The organism is Endozoicomonas montiporae CL-33, from assembly GCF_001583435.1.
Taxonomy (GTDB): Bacteria; Pseudomonadota; Gammaproteobacteria; order Pseudomonadales; family Endozoicomonadaceae; genus Endozoicomonas_A; species Endozoicomonas_A montiporae.
In genome coordinates this window covers 129,671-144,516 of record NZ_CP013251.1, presented here as the reverse complement: position 1 = coordinate 144,516, position 14,846 = coordinate 129,671, and the positions used below count along the sequence as shown (strand labels likewise).

The 14,846-nt window shown below is 48.2% G+C and carries 15 protein-coding genes and 1 pseudogene; 13 read left to right on the top strand and 3 right to left on the bottom strand.

Annotation, left to right across the window (positions count from 1 at the left end):
* Positions 1-41: 41 nt before the first annotated feature.
* Positions 42-1,592, bottom strand: coding sequence for a transposase (locus tag EZMO1_RS25175; RefSeq protein WP_082211531.1), 1,551 nt, complete (start codon positions 1,590-1,592; stop codon positions 42-44).
* An 82-nt stretch (positions 1,593-1,674) separates the two neighbouring features.
* Between EZMO1_RS25175 and EZMO1_RS25170 the strand changes: the two genes are divergently transcribed.
* The 13 genes and pseudogenes from EZMO1_RS25170 to EZMO1_RS00610 all read left to right on the top strand — a co-directional run bounded on the left by EZMO1_RS25170 (position 1,675) and on the right by EZMO1_RS00610 (position 13,561).
* Positions 1,675-2,100, top strand: a complete 426-nt coding sequence (locus tag EZMO1_RS25170) for a class II aldolase/adducin family protein (protein ID WP_082212329.1) — start codon at positions 1,675-1,677, stop codon at positions 2,098-2,100.
* Between the two features lie 55 nt (positions 2,101-2,155).
* Complete coding sequence (locus EZMO1_RS00665) at positions 2,156-2,416, top strand: HPr family phosphocarrier protein (RefSeq protein WP_034879098.1); 261 nt, start codon at positions 2,156-2,158, stop codon at positions 2,414-2,416.
* A 111-nt stretch (positions 2,417-2,527) separates the two neighbouring features.
* On the top strand, positions 2,528-3,373 hold the full coding sequence (locus EZMO1_RS00660; protein WP_034879097.1) for a pyridoxal phosphatase: 846 nt from the start codon (positions 2,528-2,530) through the stop codon (positions 3,371-3,373).
* A gap of 22 nt (positions 3,374-3,395) precedes the next feature.
* Positions 3,396-4,973 (top strand): annotated as a pseudogene (gene tkt, locus EZMO1_RS00655) (transketolase); the annotation flags it as partial.
* 99 nt (positions 4,974-5,072) lie between these two features.
* Positions 5,073-6,473, top strand: coding sequence for an IS1380 family transposase (locus EZMO1_RS00650; protein WP_061509757.1), 1,401 nt, complete (start codon positions 5,073-5,075; stop codon positions 6,471-6,473).
* A 194-nt stretch (positions 6,474-6,667) separates the two neighbouring features.
* On the top strand, positions 6,668-7,120 hold the full coding sequence (locus tag EZMO1_RS00645) for a transketolase-like TK C-terminal-containing protein (protein ID WP_061509240.1): 453 nt from the start codon (positions 6,668-6,670) through the stop codon (positions 7,118-7,120).
* A 76-nt stretch (positions 7,121-7,196) separates the two neighbouring features.
* On the top strand, positions 7,197-8,906 hold the full coding sequence (gene ptsP, locus EZMO1_RS00640; protein ID WP_034879093.1) for a phosphoenolpyruvate--protein phosphotransferase: 1,710 nt from the start codon (positions 7,197-7,199) through the stop codon (positions 8,904-8,906).
* A 368-nt stretch (positions 8,907-9,274) separates the two neighbouring features.
* Positions 9,275-9,964: a RadC family protein gene (radC, locus tag EZMO1_RS00635; protein ID WP_051790597.1), complete on the top strand. Its 690-nt coding sequence runs from the start codon at positions 9,275-9,277 to the stop codon at positions 9,962-9,964.
* 336 nt (positions 9,965-10,300) lie between these two features.
* Complete coding sequence (rpmB, locus tag EZMO1_RS00630) at positions 10,301-10,537, top strand: 50S ribosomal protein L28 (protein ID WP_034879091.1); 237 nt, start codon at positions 10,301-10,303, stop codon at positions 10,535-10,537.
* Positions 10,538-10,557: 20 nt separating this feature from the next.
* Positions 10,558-10,725 (top strand): 50S ribosomal protein L33, encoded by a 168-nt coding sequence (gene rpmG, locus EZMO1_RS00625; protein WP_034879088.1) that lies wholly within the window; start codon positions 10,558-10,560, stop codon positions 10,723-10,725.
* A gap of 166 nt (positions 10,726-10,891) precedes the next feature.
* Positions 10,892-11,212, top strand: a complete 321-nt coding sequence (locus tag EZMO1_RS00620) for a hypothetical protein (RefSeq protein ID WP_034879085.1) — start codon at positions 10,892-10,894, stop codon at positions 11,210-11,212.
* Between the two features lie 138 nt (positions 11,213-11,350).
* Positions 11,351-12,673 carry a prephenate-dependent tRNA uridine(34) hydroxylase TrhP gene (gene trhP, locus EZMO1_RS00615; RefSeq protein WP_034879082.1) on the top strand — a complete coding sequence of 441 codons (1,323 nt, stop codon included), beginning with the start codon at positions 11,351-11,353 and terminating at the stop codon, positions 12,671-12,673.
* A 225-nt stretch (positions 12,674-12,898) separates the two neighbouring features.
* Positions 12,899-13,561: a DUF47 family protein gene (locus EZMO1_RS00610; RefSeq protein ID WP_034879081.1), complete on the top strand. Its 663-nt coding sequence runs from the start codon at positions 12,899-12,901 to the stop codon at positions 13,559-13,561.
* 55 nt (positions 13,562-13,616) lie between these two features.
* On the opposite strand, the gene EZMO1_RS00605 is transcribed toward EZMO1_RS00610, so the two are convergent.
* Both EZMO1_RS00605 and EZMO1_RS00600 read right to left on the bottom strand, forming a co-directional pair.
* Positions 13,617-14,045, bottom strand: coding sequence for an H-NS family histone-like protein (locus EZMO1_RS00605; RefSeq protein WP_082212347.1), 429 nt, complete (start codon positions 14,043-14,045; stop codon positions 13,617-13,619).
* Positions 14,046-14,630: 585 nt separating this feature from the next.
* Positions 14,631-14,846 (bottom strand): hypothetical protein, encoded by a 216-nt coding sequence (locus tag EZMO1_RS00600; protein WP_034879078.1) that lies wholly within the window; start codon positions 14,844-14,846, stop codon positions 14,631-14,633.

The following is a 14,846-nucleotide window of genomic DNA, read 5'->3' as shown; positions in this document are numbered from 1 at the left end:
AGAGCAATGCCAGCTACTATCCTGCTAAACCTTGCTTTCGCTTAACTTGAGTTAATAAGCTGGACAGGCGTAATAATTTCACCTTTTGTTAAAAATTTCGACACAGCCCTCGTTAATATTCGGCACCAGATATCAATTGGAGTCAACTGCGCTGCAGTCTTCTTAATGGCATCAAAAAATACACAGAGATCTTCCTGCATTGTTTGGATCTTTTTTATCAAATTATGCTGACTGGTAATCGTTATTTTTTTCTTACGCCCACTCTCTGTTAACTTGCCAATAGCACTCATCAATAATGGCCTGCTGGTTATTGCTTCTTTATGCGAATCAGGATTGCTCAGTCTTACAAACAAAGTCCACCAGTTATATGCCAGTGCAACCATCCTTGATAGAATACGACATCGCTTTATATCCTTGGTTGTGTAACCTCCCCATCCCCAGTGATTTTTGATTTCATCAAAATTATTTTCACAGTCAGCTCTGTCTCTGTAATGATCTATGATGGATACAACGTCATTATCAAGACTGGTCACTAATACTGAGTACTCAAAGAGTTTGATGTTTTCAGGGTCTGAGATAAAAGCGATTTCTTTTTGCTTCTTATTATTCTCTTTCTCCAGCAACAGAGAATCACCTGATAATCTTCTTCGAACAATAATGATTCGTCTTGATTTCTCCCAACCACCTAGTTTTAATTCTGACTCCTTGCCTTCCCAATATCTGTTGTAGCGAACCCATCCCCCGCTACAGTGCGCATGGTATATGGACTTTTTGACGTTGGCTGTCTTCTTTACTTTGAATAGATAACCACAATTTGCTTGTTCGAGTTCTGACATCACTCTGTCACTGCCCCAGTCACAATCACCTCGAACAAATTCAGGCCAACACTCTTTTGGTAGACGGTTTAATAGATTTATTAAACCGGGCAATGAATGCTTACTGTTTCCTTTATCACCGGGCTGAACTTCAACATCAAGAACCAGCTTTAAATTAGCCATCATGTAAGAATGATAAGTATGTGAAGGACGCCCTTTCTTATGAGGGTTATAACCTGTTTCTGCTCCTTCCTGACTTCCGTAAATGGTTTTTATCGTAACGTCGACATCTAATATCCATGGTAACTTTAATAAGGGTTCATAGCATTCCTGCAAATGATGCTGCATCCATTCAACACCTTCTTTCTCATCTATTTTGAGTAAACCCCGACGAGCAGAATCATCACTGACTACCTTTGTCATACCCAGTAATTTGGGATTCACTCCATCCCCGGTTAACGTTCCAATATGAGCATAACGTTTGTGACCTGAGAGTATTGAGAGAAAAAGGGAACCTATTACATTAACTTTTTCAGGTGCGTTATTGCTTTTGTAAGTTAAAGGGCAATCTTCAACCCATGGTTCAAATCTACAACCTGTTTTTAAAAACTGAATAAAAAAGGGTAACTGCCCCATTGGTGTGACTGATGCGCCAGGTTCCCACTCAACATGGATTTTTCCCTCAAACGTGTCCACTTCAAGAGAGGTCGTTGAGCACTTTTTGCTGAGTTCTTTAAGTTCACCTTTTGGGTGAACAGATTTTGGTGGAAAAATCATCTGTATCCCTCTTCGCAGATGGGGTTACAGTTTAGTCGGGATTCTCAAGTGATGAATTTAGGTTTATAAAGCGTATGAACAGATCGGGGGAGTTGTTCATACCCACTCATCCTACATTACCTCCTGGGCTCAGGCAGGTTGTGCGGTTCCGGCACTGGGAACGACACATGCCGACTATTTTTACGGCGAGATTCCCTGCACCCGTGCACTGACGGAAGACGAAATCCAGGGCGAATATGAAGTGGAAACCGGCAATGTGATCATTGAGACCATTGCCGATCAGGACCCGATGTCGATTCCGGGCATCATTGTGTTCCAGCACGGGCCTTTTGCCTGGGGCAAGAATGCTATGGACTCGGTTCACAATGCAGTCGTCATGGAAGAAGTGGCCAAGATGGCATTTCGCTCCATCACCATTAATCCAAGATTGTCTGATATCGACAGCACCCTGCTGGACAAGCATTACCTGCGCAAACACGGCGCGAACGCTTATTACGGTCAGAAGTAGTAAAGCCAGAAGTAATAAAGAAAGTATTCAAGACCAGAATTCAGGAAGTAAGACCATGCAAACAGTAGAAGTCACCATCGTCAACGAAAACGGCCTGCACACCCGTCCCGGCAAGAACTTCGTCAGAGCCTGCAAGCAGTTTGAAAGCGATATCACGGTGCAGAAAGGCGAGAAAAAAGTCAGTGGTAAAAGTCTGATGAAGCTGATGGGCGCTGGCATCTGCAAAGACGACGTGATTCAGATTCATGCAGACGGTGCGGATGAGTTTGAAGCGGTGAAGTACCTCACCGACTTTGTTGCCCAGCTGGAAGGTTAACTTTGAACAAGGCAGTCATTCATGGCTGCCTTTTTATTTCACCGTTCTGAAAGCCATTCTTAATACTCGTGATTGAAAATGGTTTTCCCAATCAAGCATTCAGGAATGACGATGGGTAGCAAAAAATTAATTGCTTTTGATCTGGACGGCACCTTGCTCAACAGCAAAGGCACTATTCTGGAAAGCTCAAAACAAGCAATCAGGGAAGCCCGGGCACACGGAGCAAAAGTGGTACTGGCAACCGGTCGCCATCATGTCGCGGTTCGCCCTTACCATTATGAACTGGGACTGGATACGCCTGCTATCTGCTGCAATGGCGCGTACATCATGGATTTCAGTCAGCCAGAGCCTGTTTATAGCAACCCGCTGTCAAAAGATCAGGCACGCCGGATTATCAAAATCGCCCGTGATCGGGATATGCACATTCTGATGTATGTCGAGGATGCCATGACCTATGAAGTGCTGAATCCGCATATGGAAAGGCTGTCCAACTGGGCAAAGGCACAACCTGAAATCGTAAGACCCAATATAAAGCAGATTGATGATGCCCTGGCCGTTATGGAATCGGCCAGCACTATTCATAAGTTCGTCTTATCACACACTGATCAGGAACAGTTCCTTTCTGCCTACCAGCATATTCAGACGATGACTGACGTCAGTTGTGAGCGTTCCTGGGTAGACCGGATTGATATTGCCAACAGTGGCAATACCAAAGGCAGCACTTTGCTGAGACTGGCAGAACGATGGGGCATTGAGCGTGAAAATATTATTGCTGTCGGCGACAACGACAATGATATCAGCATGGTTCGCATGGCTGGTCTGGGTGTAGCCATGGGCAACTGCAGCGAAACTCTGAAATCGGTTGCAGATGAGTTTATTGGCAGCAATGACGACGACAGCATTGCCAGCCTGATTGAAAAGTACGTTACCGGCGCTGACTGCACGACAGCCGCCTGATTATAAGATTCTGGAGTAAGAGATGACAAAGACAACCGCCAGGGAACGAGCTAACGCCATCCGTGCATTGAGTATGGATGCTGTACAGAAAGCCAATTCCGGACATCCGGGTGCCCCAATGGGGATGGCAGATATCGCCGAAGTATTATGGCGTGAGTTTCTGGTACATAACCCCGCCAATCCGGACTGGACCAACCGTGACCGTTTTGTGCTGTCCAACGGTCATGGCTCCATGCTGCTGTACTCGCTGCTGCACCTGACCGGCTACGACCTGTCTATCGATGATCTGAAAGGATTTCGGCAACTGCACTCCAAAACACCGGGGCACCCGGAATACGGTTATGCACCCGGTATTGAAACCACCACTGGGCCACTGGGGCAGGGCATTGCCAACGCGGTAGGTATGGCGATTGCGGAAAAGACACTGGCAGCCCAGTTTAATCGTGACCAGCATGCCATTGTCGATCACCACACTTACGCCTTTCTGGGTGACGGCTGCATGATGGAAGGTGTTTCCCACGAAGTCTGTTCGCTGGCGGGAACACTGGGACTGGGTAAGCTCATTGCGTTCTACGACGACAACGGTATTTCCATTGACGGTGAAGTGGAAGGCTGGTTTACCGACGACACTGCCCAGCGTTTTGAAGCCTATGGCTGGCAGGTATTACGTGCGGTAGACGGCCACGACCCGGAACAGATTCGAGCGGCCATTGAAGCCGCTCAGGCAGAAACGGAAAAGCCGACGCTGATCTGCTGCAAAACCATTATCGGTTTTGGTTCTCCTAATAAAGAAGGTAAGGAAGACTGCCACGGTGCGCCTTTGGGTGCCGAAGAAATTCGTCTGACCAAAGAGCGTCTGGGTTGGAAAGGCGAAGCTTTTGAAGTGCCTGAAACCATTTACAGCGTCTGGAACGGCATTGAAAAAGGCACCGCCCTGCAACATGAATGGCAGCAGACGTTCGATGCTTACCGCGCCGAATACCCACAACTGGCTGAAGAATACCAACGTCGTATGCAAGGCGAACTGCCAGACGATTTTTCTGAAAAAGCCGATGCCTATATCAAAGCCTGTCAGGAAAAGGGCGAGGTGATTGCCAGTCGCAAGGCTTCCCAGAATGCACTCAACCGGTTTGGCCCGGAACTGCCGGAACTGTTGGGTGGCTCTGCGGATCTCGCACCATCAAATCTGACCTTCTGGAAAGATTGTCAGTCTATTTCCAGAGAAGAGGCTTCGGGTAACTACCTGAACTACGGTGTGCGCGAGTTTGGTATGAGTGCCATCATGAACGGCATTGCCCTGCACGGTGGCTTTGTGCCTTATGGCGGCACCTTCCTGATGTTTATGGAATACGCCCGCAACGCCCTGCGTATGTCCGCCCTGATGAAACAGCGCACCATTCACGTCTATACCCACGACTCCATTGGTCTGGGTGAAGACGGCCCGACCCACCAGCCTGTGGAGCAGGTTGCCAACTTGCGTATGACACCGAACATGGTGACCTGGCGTCCCTGTGACACGGTTGAAACGGCTGTCGCATGGAAATCAGCACTTGAGACCGACACAGCGCCTACTGCACTGATTCTGTCCCGCCAGAACCTAGCCCGAATATTTCATAAAAGGAGGCAAGTTCCGCCCAATCACTTGATATAATTGGGTCGACCAAAAGAAAGCTTCGGAAGAAGCAAACCGGAACTTGCCATGCCCAAATCTACACAAGAACAGCTTCGTTTTCATCCCTCAAATGGAAAAACCATCCGGGCAGACTTCAATGGTGGGGAGTTATCTTCTGACTTTGGCACTCTGCTGCTACGGGAAACCATTCTGCAGAGCGGTCTTATCTGCAAAATGACTGATGCCATCAATGACAGACGCCATCAATCCTATATCGACCACTCCCTGAAAGAACTTCTGGTTCAGCGGGTTCTGCAAATGGCCTGCGGCTATGAAGATGCCAACGACAGTAACCGTTTGCGTAAAGACCCTATGTTCAAACTGGCCACTGGTCGCAATCCGTTGGACAGCGATAACCATCTCGCATCAGCGCCCACTTTTACCCGGCTGGGACAATCTATGACCCGCTCCGACATTTACAGGATGGCTGAAGCATTTGTGCATCACTTTATCAGCAGTTACAAGCTGCCACCTCCGGTGATCGTTATCGATCTTGATCATACACCGGCCATTACTCATGGTGGCCAGCAGATGAACCTGTTTAATGCCAAATATCAGGACTACTGCTACTTGCCCCTGATGATTTTTGAGGGACTCAGCGGCAAGCTGATTACGGCGATTCTTCGTCCGGGGAAAACCCCAACGGGCAAGGAAAATGCAGCCATTCTCGAACGGGTCATTCGGCTGCTTCGGAAAAAGTGGCCGAAAACCCATCTACTGGTTCGGGGAGACAGCCACTTCGCTCAACCAGAGTTAATGTGGGTGGTTCAGAATGCCCCTCATTCGGATTATGTCCTGGGCAAAGGTGCAGGCCACAAAACGGCTTTGCGGCCAAAAGCCAAAGAGTTGTTGGATGAAGCGCGTCAAGCTCTGAAGGTCAAGACTGAGCTGGCAAGACTGAACAACATGCCAGAACCTGATCGGCTCAGACTTTACGGGGAAGCAGAATACCAGGCCAAGAGCTGGAAAGGTATCGATACCCGGATAATTTACAAGGCGGAGGTCAACCAAAAAGGCGACAACCCTCGTTTCATTGTGACGTCGATGAAGGAAGCTTCTCCAGAGGTAATTTATGAAGAGCTTTACTGTCCAAGAGGACAGGATGAGAACTTCATCAAACATCTGAAAAGTGATCTGTCCGGCGACAGATTGTCCGATCAGGGCTTTTTGGCTAACCATTTGAGAATGTTTTATGCCTGTGCCGCTTATGTTTTGCACTATGAGTTAAGAACCAAGACTTTGAAAGGTACGGAGCTGGAAAAAGCGCAGCCATCAACGGTGATCATGAAGCTCTGTAAAGTTGCAGTCAAAGTGGTTGAATATAAAGACCGAATTAAACTTCATCTGCCGCGTAGCTGCCCATTCAAGAGGCTTTTGCAGCATGTGACAGAAGTCTTTTACCAGATGCCGATACTTCGACCGGGGTAGCAACTTTCATAAGACTCAATCAAGGTACATAGCAACCAGATGAAAGAGCCCTGGGGCTTTCCGTTATCCTGAAATAGCAGGATTCGTTGATTAGCGTCTAATCTGTAAGCAAGTATGGGCTGCAATGTCTTTCACATGGTTAACAGAGCAACAGGCTTGCGGAAAAGTCCAAAATTAAGAGGATGGGATGGTAGTTGCTGCTTGTTTATGAAATATCCGGGCTAGTGCATCAGGATCGAAATGAACAACAGCTGGCGGATATTGCCCGGGGGGCTTACATCCTCAAGGACTGTGAAGGAACACCGGAACTGATTCTGCTGGCGACGGGTTCCGAAGTCTCTCTGGCAGTGGACGCGGCGGCCAAACTGACAGCACAGGGTCGTAAGGTTCGCGTTGTATCCATGCCTTCTCCTGAAGTGTTCGAGAAACAGAATACCCAATACCGTCAGCACGTTTTGCCTGCCGAAGTGAAGGCCCGTGTTGCCGTTGAAGCCCTGATTGAAGACTACTGGTACAAGTATGTGGGTCTGGATGGTGCGGTAGTGGGCATGAAGGGCTTTGGTGAGTCTGCACCCGCTGGCGAACTGTTCAAATTGTTCGGCTTTACCGTTGAAAACATTGTCAAAACAGCAGAAGCCATTTTGTAAATAATCAATTTGAGAAGGCAGACGGAACGTCTGCCTCCGGCGGCTAACCGCCATGGAATTCAGGAAGTAGATTGATATGTTGAACGGAATTATTGCCTCTGAAGGCATTGCGATTGGTAAAGCGGTTATCCACGTTGAGCAGGAACTGGTTCTGCCGGAATACAACGTTGCTACAGAGAATGTTCAGGCCGAGTTTGATCAGTTCAAAAAAGCAAAGGCTGCAGCGATTAGCCAGCTGGATAAACTGTACAACGATGTACTGGCAAAACTCGGCGAAGAAGAGGCTGAAGTCTTTGAAGGCCACATGGAAATCGCTGATGATGAATCGCTGGAAGAAGAGGTTCTGGAATTCATTCAGCAAGGCCTTCCTGTTGCCGTTGCCCTGCATAAAGCCATTGAAAGCAATGTAGACATGCTGCTGGAAGTGGATAAGGACTATATCAGGGAAAGGGTTGCCGATTTCCGTGATGTAGGTTCCCGCATGATCAAAATCATTCTGGGTATTTCGACAACCGGCCTGAACGAACTGGACGACAACTCTATTATTCTCGCCAATGACCTGACACCGTCTGATACTGCCCAGCTGGATCTGAACAAGGTGCTGGGTTTTGTCACCGAGATTGGTGGTCGCACTTCCCACTCGGCCATTATGGCTCGCTCGCTGGAAATTCCAGCTTTGGTGGGCTGTCAGAAAGCCTGTTCAGACATTAAGGACGGCGAACTGATTATTCTAGATGCCATCAACAATCAACTGATTGCCAATCCTTCCGAACAACAGCTGACACAGGCTCGTGAGCGTCAGGACAAGCTGATCGCGGAAAAGAGCGAACTGCTGAAATTGAAAGATGCCCCTGCGGTTACGCTGGATGGCAAGCACTTTGAGCTGTGCGCCAACATTGGCACACCTAAAGATGCTGAAGGTGCTGTTGCAAATGGTGCCGAGGGCATTGGTCTGTATCGCACCGAGTTCCTGTTTATGGATCGCAGCAGTATGCCTTCCGAGCAGGTTCAGTTTGAAGCTTATAAAGCGGTGGCTGAAACGATGCAGGACAAGCCGGTGATTATCCGCACTCTGGATATTGGCGGCGACAAGGAGCTGCCCTATATGGATCTGCCCAGCGAGCTGAATCCATTCCTTGGCTGGCGCGCCATTCGCATGTGTCTGGATCGTCCTGAAATTCTGCAAACCCAGTTGCGTGCTATTTTACGAGCCAGTGCCTTTGGCAAGCTGCGTATCATGTTCCCAATGGTGATTTCGGTACAGGAAGTGAAACAGCTGAAAGCCCATGTTGAACAGGCCAAAACGTCCCTGAGGGAAGCCGCTGTGACTTTTGATGAACAGATCGAAGTCGGCATTATGATCGAAACTCCGGCTGCCGTGATGATTGCAGATCAGCTGATTGCCCAGCTGGACTTCTTCAGCATTGGCACCAACGACCTGACCCAGTACATTCTGGCGGTTGACCGTGGTAACGAGAGCATTGCCCACCTGTATGACAGCTTCTCACCCTCGGTACTGCGCGCCATCAAACGGGTTATCGATGCGTCTCATGCCGCTGGTAAATGGACAGGCATGTGCGGTGAATTTGCCGGTGATGAACAGGCAGCACTGATTCTGGCCGGTCTCGGGCTGGATGAATTCAGTATGTCTGCGCCATCCGTTCTGAAGATAAAGAAGGTTCTGAGAGCACAGAGCAGTGCCAATCTGGAAGCACTGGCGGAACAGTGCCTGAATGCAGAGGACGGCGAAGCGGTTCGTCAGCTGGTTAGCGAATTCGCTCTTTAAGTCCGCTATTTAAGCCCGCTATTTAAGCCCACGATTTAAGACAAGCGTGACGACGGCTGGCACAGCGATACCAATTCCGCTTTCTAAATATGACCATGAGCAAGCTATTCTGGGTCGCGGGACAATACCCTAAAGGGCATAAAGGCGGAACGACGAGTAATAGCGAGCTATTGCGAGGAGTTCCAACGCAGCTCCCGTGATTCAGAATGGCTGCGCAATTCATGTTTAGAAAGGGGAATTGGTATGAATACCTTGAGCATCTGTACCACGCCTTGTCACGCCTGTCGTTTTACTGCTCAACATTTCCGGAATTTTATCCCGCCTCTCTTGTCAGAAAAGAACACGCACAATTTAAGAAGTCGCCGTTCATGCCTGACACTCAATGCAATATCACTCAGCCCCTTCCTGAGCGCCCCAGAGAGAAACTATTAAGCAATGGCGCTGAGTCATTAAGTGATACAGAACTCCTTGCCATACTGCTGCGAACCGGCTCAAAGGGCATCGGCGTCATAGAGCTGTCACGAACACTGATTCAACACTTCGGGTCTCTGGATGAGCTGTTAACGGCCAGACCAGCCCAGTTGAGACGATTCAAGGGTCTTGGACAAGCTAAAATCGCCGAGCTGCAGGCCATTCTGGCTGTCTGTCAGCGAGTCCTTGAACACAGGGTAAGGCACGGGAACGCGCTGACCAGCCCGGACAATACCCGGCAATACCTGCAGATGCATTTCAGAGGACAAACCAGCGAGCAGTTTGCCTGTCTGTTTCTGGATACGCGCCATCGGGTCATTGTTCTGGAAACGCTGTTTTACGGCACCATCAACTCGGCAGCGGTCTATCCCAGGGAAATCCTGAAGCGGGCACTGGCGTTAAATGCCAGCGCGGTGATTCTAAGCCACAATCATCCCAGCGGTGACCCGGAACCCAGTCAGGCTGATATTCGTATCACTCAAACCATTAAACAGGCATTAGAACTGATTGACATTAAGTGTCTGGATCATATGATTGTCGGTCGGGGTCAGATTGTGTCCCTGGCTGAAAGAGGTTTGCTTACTTAAGTCAACCGTACAATAAATCCTCGGCTGATGGCCTCAATGTCTTGCCAGACCAGCATTTTAGAGGGGTTGTAGGTAGAAGTTCACCCGTGACCAACTTGCGATTCAGGCTTGACTCTGGTATAAAGCCCGATCTTTGTTTGAGGGTAACTGCTGAGAGCTCTGGCTCATGATTTAATACGGAAATGCGGTTTTATAGCTTGATAAAGGGCTTAATAAAGCGGTGTTTTCTGGCTCATGGCTGTTTGGGCTGAAATAAGCAGACTCTGGAATTCAGTTTAGTTTCCGGCCTGATGGCTGGATCATTGTTTAGACAGATAGCTTTGAGAGGCCATCATAATGTCCAAAGTTTGTCAGGTTACCGGCAAGCGCCCGGTTACCGGGAACAACGTATCCCACGCGCAAAACAAAACCCGTCGTCGCTTCGTGCCTAACCTGCACTCCAAGCGTTTCTGGGTAGAAAGCGAAAACCGCTTCGTACGCCTGCGTGTTTCCTCCAAAGGCATGCGCATCATCGACAAGAAAGGCATCGACGCTGTTCTGGCTGACATGCGCGCCAACGGTCAAAAAATCTAAGACAGCGGGAGCAATAAGTCATGGCAAAAGGTATTCGCGAGAAGATTAAGCTGGTTTCTACGGCTGGTACTGGTCACTACTACACCACCAACAAGAACAAGCGTAACACTCCAGACAAGCTCGTATTCAAGAAGTACGATCCTGTTGTGCGCAAGCACGTGGAGTACAAGGAACACAAGATCAAGTAAGATCGACGGTTTCTGAAAAACCAGACCCGATGTCATCCGGTCTGGTTTTTTTATGTCCGAAAAAAATACAACTTGTAATCGTTTTCAGTACAAACCCTCTCGACCAGTGCGAGCTATTTCTTCATCATAAGCGCGCACAATCCTCTCAGAAGAGCTTTGACTGACCATGATATACAACAACACGTTATCTGAAGCTTCAAACGAAACAGCCACCGTTTTCGACCAGATTGAAGTATTAAACGAACGCTTCTCTACGCCGGAAGCCGTGCAGGCTGAAGAACTGGCCGTTCAGGTTTATCTGGATAAAGGCGCCTCGGCCGAGTTTCAGCACGAGTGTGGTGGAAAAATTGTTGTAACTGCTGACCTGACTCCGGCAGGCCCTATGGCAAGGGTGATGATTAAAGAAGGTAACGTGCTCTGGCGCAGGGTTCATGTTCACCTGTGCATGAAAGACGGCACTCGCCTTATGCAAACATTCGATATCTGAATGAGTGTCGATAAGTCAGGTAGTTGACCCCATAAACACCTGACTACTCCCGGAGCTGTTTGCAAAACTGCTTATTTCCCCGGACTTTCTCGCTGATATAATGCGCCCCCTGTCCTGCAAACAGCATCAATCAAATCTATGAAACCAGAACTTCTTTCTCCCGCTGGCACTTTAAAAAACATGCGTTACGCTTTCGCTTACGGTGCCGACGCGGTATACGCTGGCCAGCCGCGCTATAGCCTGCGTGTTCGCAACAATGACTTCAAGCTGGAAAACCTTGAAAACGGCATTAACGAAGCCCATGCCCAGGGTAAGAAGTTCTATCTCGCCAGCAACCTCGCACCCCATAACAGCAAAGTAAAAACCTTTCTGAAACATATGGAACCGGTGATCGCAATGAAGCCGGACGCTTTGATTATGTCGGATCCCGGCCTGATCATGATGGTTCGTGAAACCTGGCCGGATATGCCTGTGCATCTGTCAGTACAGGCAAACGTGGTGAACTTTGCCACTGTTAAGTTCTGGGCAAAACAGGGCGTTGAGCGCATCATTCTGTCCCGGGAGCTGTCTCTGGATGAAATTCAGGAGATTCGGGAAGAAGCACCGGAGATGGAAATCGAGGTGTTTGTCCATGGCTCCCTGTGCATTGCTTACTCCGGCCGTTGTCTTCTGTCCGGATACATCAACAAGCGTGATCCGAACCAGGGCACCTGCACCAATGCCTGCCGCTGGGAATATCAGCCTCATGCAGCGACAGAGAGCTACACCGGCGAAGTGATACCACTGGCAAAACCGGAAACCGTTGAGCCAACTCTGGGGCAGGGCGCCCCCACTGACCAGATCGTTCTTCTGCAGGAAAAAGGTCGCCCGGACCAGTACATGCCCGCTTTTGAAGATGAACACGGCACTTACATCATGAATTCCAAAGACCTGCGCGCAGTACAACACGTGCATCGTCTGACCGATATGGGGATTCACTCGCTGAAAATCGAAGGTCGTACCAAATCGTTCTACTACGTTGCACGAACGGCACAGGTATATCGCAAAACCATCGACGATGCCGCCGCTGGACGTCCATTTGATATGAGTGCAATGGACACACTGGAAAATCTGGCAAACAGAGGCTTTACCGAAGGCTTCTACCGTCGTCATGTGCATGATGAATACCAGAATTATGAAACCGGCAACTCACGAGGCAACAAGCAGCAGTTTGTCGGGGATATTCTGGATTTCGACGGACAGCAGGTCACTGTGGATGTTAAGAACCGCTTCGAAACCGGCGATACCATGGAACTGATGACACCAAAAGGTAACGTAGCCTTCACTCTGGACAATATCGAGAACAAACACGGTGAATCCGTTTCTGTGGCTCCGGGCTCCGGCCATCAGGTGAAAATCCCTGTGCCCGAAGGTGTTCAGCCTGACGAAATGTCACTGCTGGTGCGCAACCTTCCTCAGTAACCCGGTTTTCATGAACAGCTCTGAGAAGCTGCTCATGATCTTTTGAGGAAAGCGAAAATGATGAGAAATTGTTGCTGTTTTTTGATCTCATGAGGCACGTAGTGGTGCTACGTAACGAATGAGATCAAAAAACAGGGGCAATTTATCGACATTTGCAGCCCTCAATAAGATCGTGAACAGCTTCTGTAAGCTCATTTGGCTGGATAACCGGTCGATAGAGCCTTCATGAATCTTAAAACCTTTGCCAAGCTGTTTTCCGGCTCACCGTTCAAGCCTTTACTGCAACACCGTGAACAGGTGTTGGATGCGCTGTTTCATCTGAATCAACAGTTGCACAGTCTGAACTCGGATCAGCCATTTAACGCACAATCATCGGAATGGATAAAGGCCTTTCCAGGTCAGCTGGAAAAGCTGGAACATGAAATTCTGAATCGTATTCATCAACCCTCCATTACTTCCCAGCCCAGGGATGTTGTCATTAACACTCTGCAGATACAGAATGCACTGGCTCATGAAATTTGTCGTCTGTCTGAGCGGCTGAGCTATCGACCTCTCAACCTGCCACCAGAGTTAATCGTGCCTGTTAATGTGCTGGCGCGTCAGTTCGGACAAACCATCTATCAACTCAGACAGGGTATTGATGAACTGGAGCAGCTGAATGTCAGTGGTTATAGAAAACAACATAACCACTCTTTGCAGAACCTGCGCAGACAGCTGGCGCTCTGTACTGACGAACTCAGAGACACCAGCCAAGAAATCAGGCATCATGCCTGTCAGTTTGAACATCACATTGATCCAGTGGATGTCGCACTTTTATTTTTGATTCTTGATGGCATCAGTGATTTAGCTTTATGGATGCGGTCCCTGATTGTAAACCTGCAAAACTAAACTGTTTTCAGATTCGGTTATTAATAATACACTGTCCTTTATCAATTACGATTAACTATTCATCATCAACTATGCAGTCAATTCTTTTCTTGTTCGTACGATCAAGGTAATCCTGAAAATCCTTTGGCAAACGACCTGTCGTTGAACCGTACCAGCGAACGGTATCACCCGATATGGTTTGATATTCAAAGTTATGTTTGCTGACGTTGCGCTTGCGCCTGGATTCTTTTCCCATTTCATCCAGCAGGCTTAAATCAGAAATAGACAGGCCCCGCTCGGCCATTGCCTGTTTGATTTCTTCGATGCTGCGTTTTTTCTCTTCCCGCTTGGCTTCTTCAGCCTCTTTCTCATCGAGCTTTTCCTGCAGCACCTCGTTAACCCGATTAATGATTCGTTCCATCTCTTCGGCATTCACATCTTTGAATAAAGAGCGAATTCTGGTTTTGCTGCCTAGCCTGTGATGAAGTTCTTCAAATATATTCATTACTCTACCTCGGTAGCCAATACAGATAGAAGGTACATTACCAAATGACCGGCAGGCCTGTGAACTGAAGGTCTGCAGCATTCAACAACACCCTTCCACCTCGCGAACGCCAGATGACTGCTGACAGGTTACACAAACGGAGTATATATGGACTCAAACAGCTTTTGATTTACCGTTCAGTTCACTGATGAGACGTATGACACCAGATGGCTATTCAGCACTGCCGGAAACCAATCATACGACCAACATTTAATACTGACTTTGTGTCTCCTTCATCAACACTCACTCGCAATAATAATAACAACAGCCTGTATAATAGCTGCCAGAATTGATTTAGAAATTATTTAAGAGAAAAATCACAATAGTTTCAATGTATCAGTTATTTGAAACAAGGGGAGTCAGTGAGAAGCAGGCGCCTGAAAAAAATAATGTTATTGATGATATAAAAATGAAGACATTCGAATCCCATGCAAAAAAACTGCCTTCAGATTATTGCAAAGCTGATAAAACTGTAAGCCAACAGTGGTGCATGAAAAATTGACTTGCCAGCCCTACAGGCTAAGGCTATGTTTTCCACTCGTGTAACTATGGTCGATTTTGCTTAACCGCTCTGGTGCTGAAGGGAACGTTCTGCAATTCCTTTTGAAGCGTGGTGTCTATGGAGGCAATAAGATCTTTCGGGCGATACTCCCTGACCTCTCCGTTGTCCATCAACACCTTCACCCAACCGGTTTTCAGGCTCTGGAACAGACGCCCTTCTTCAAACGTATTTCTGTCTTTGACTCTTAAACTGCCATTCAT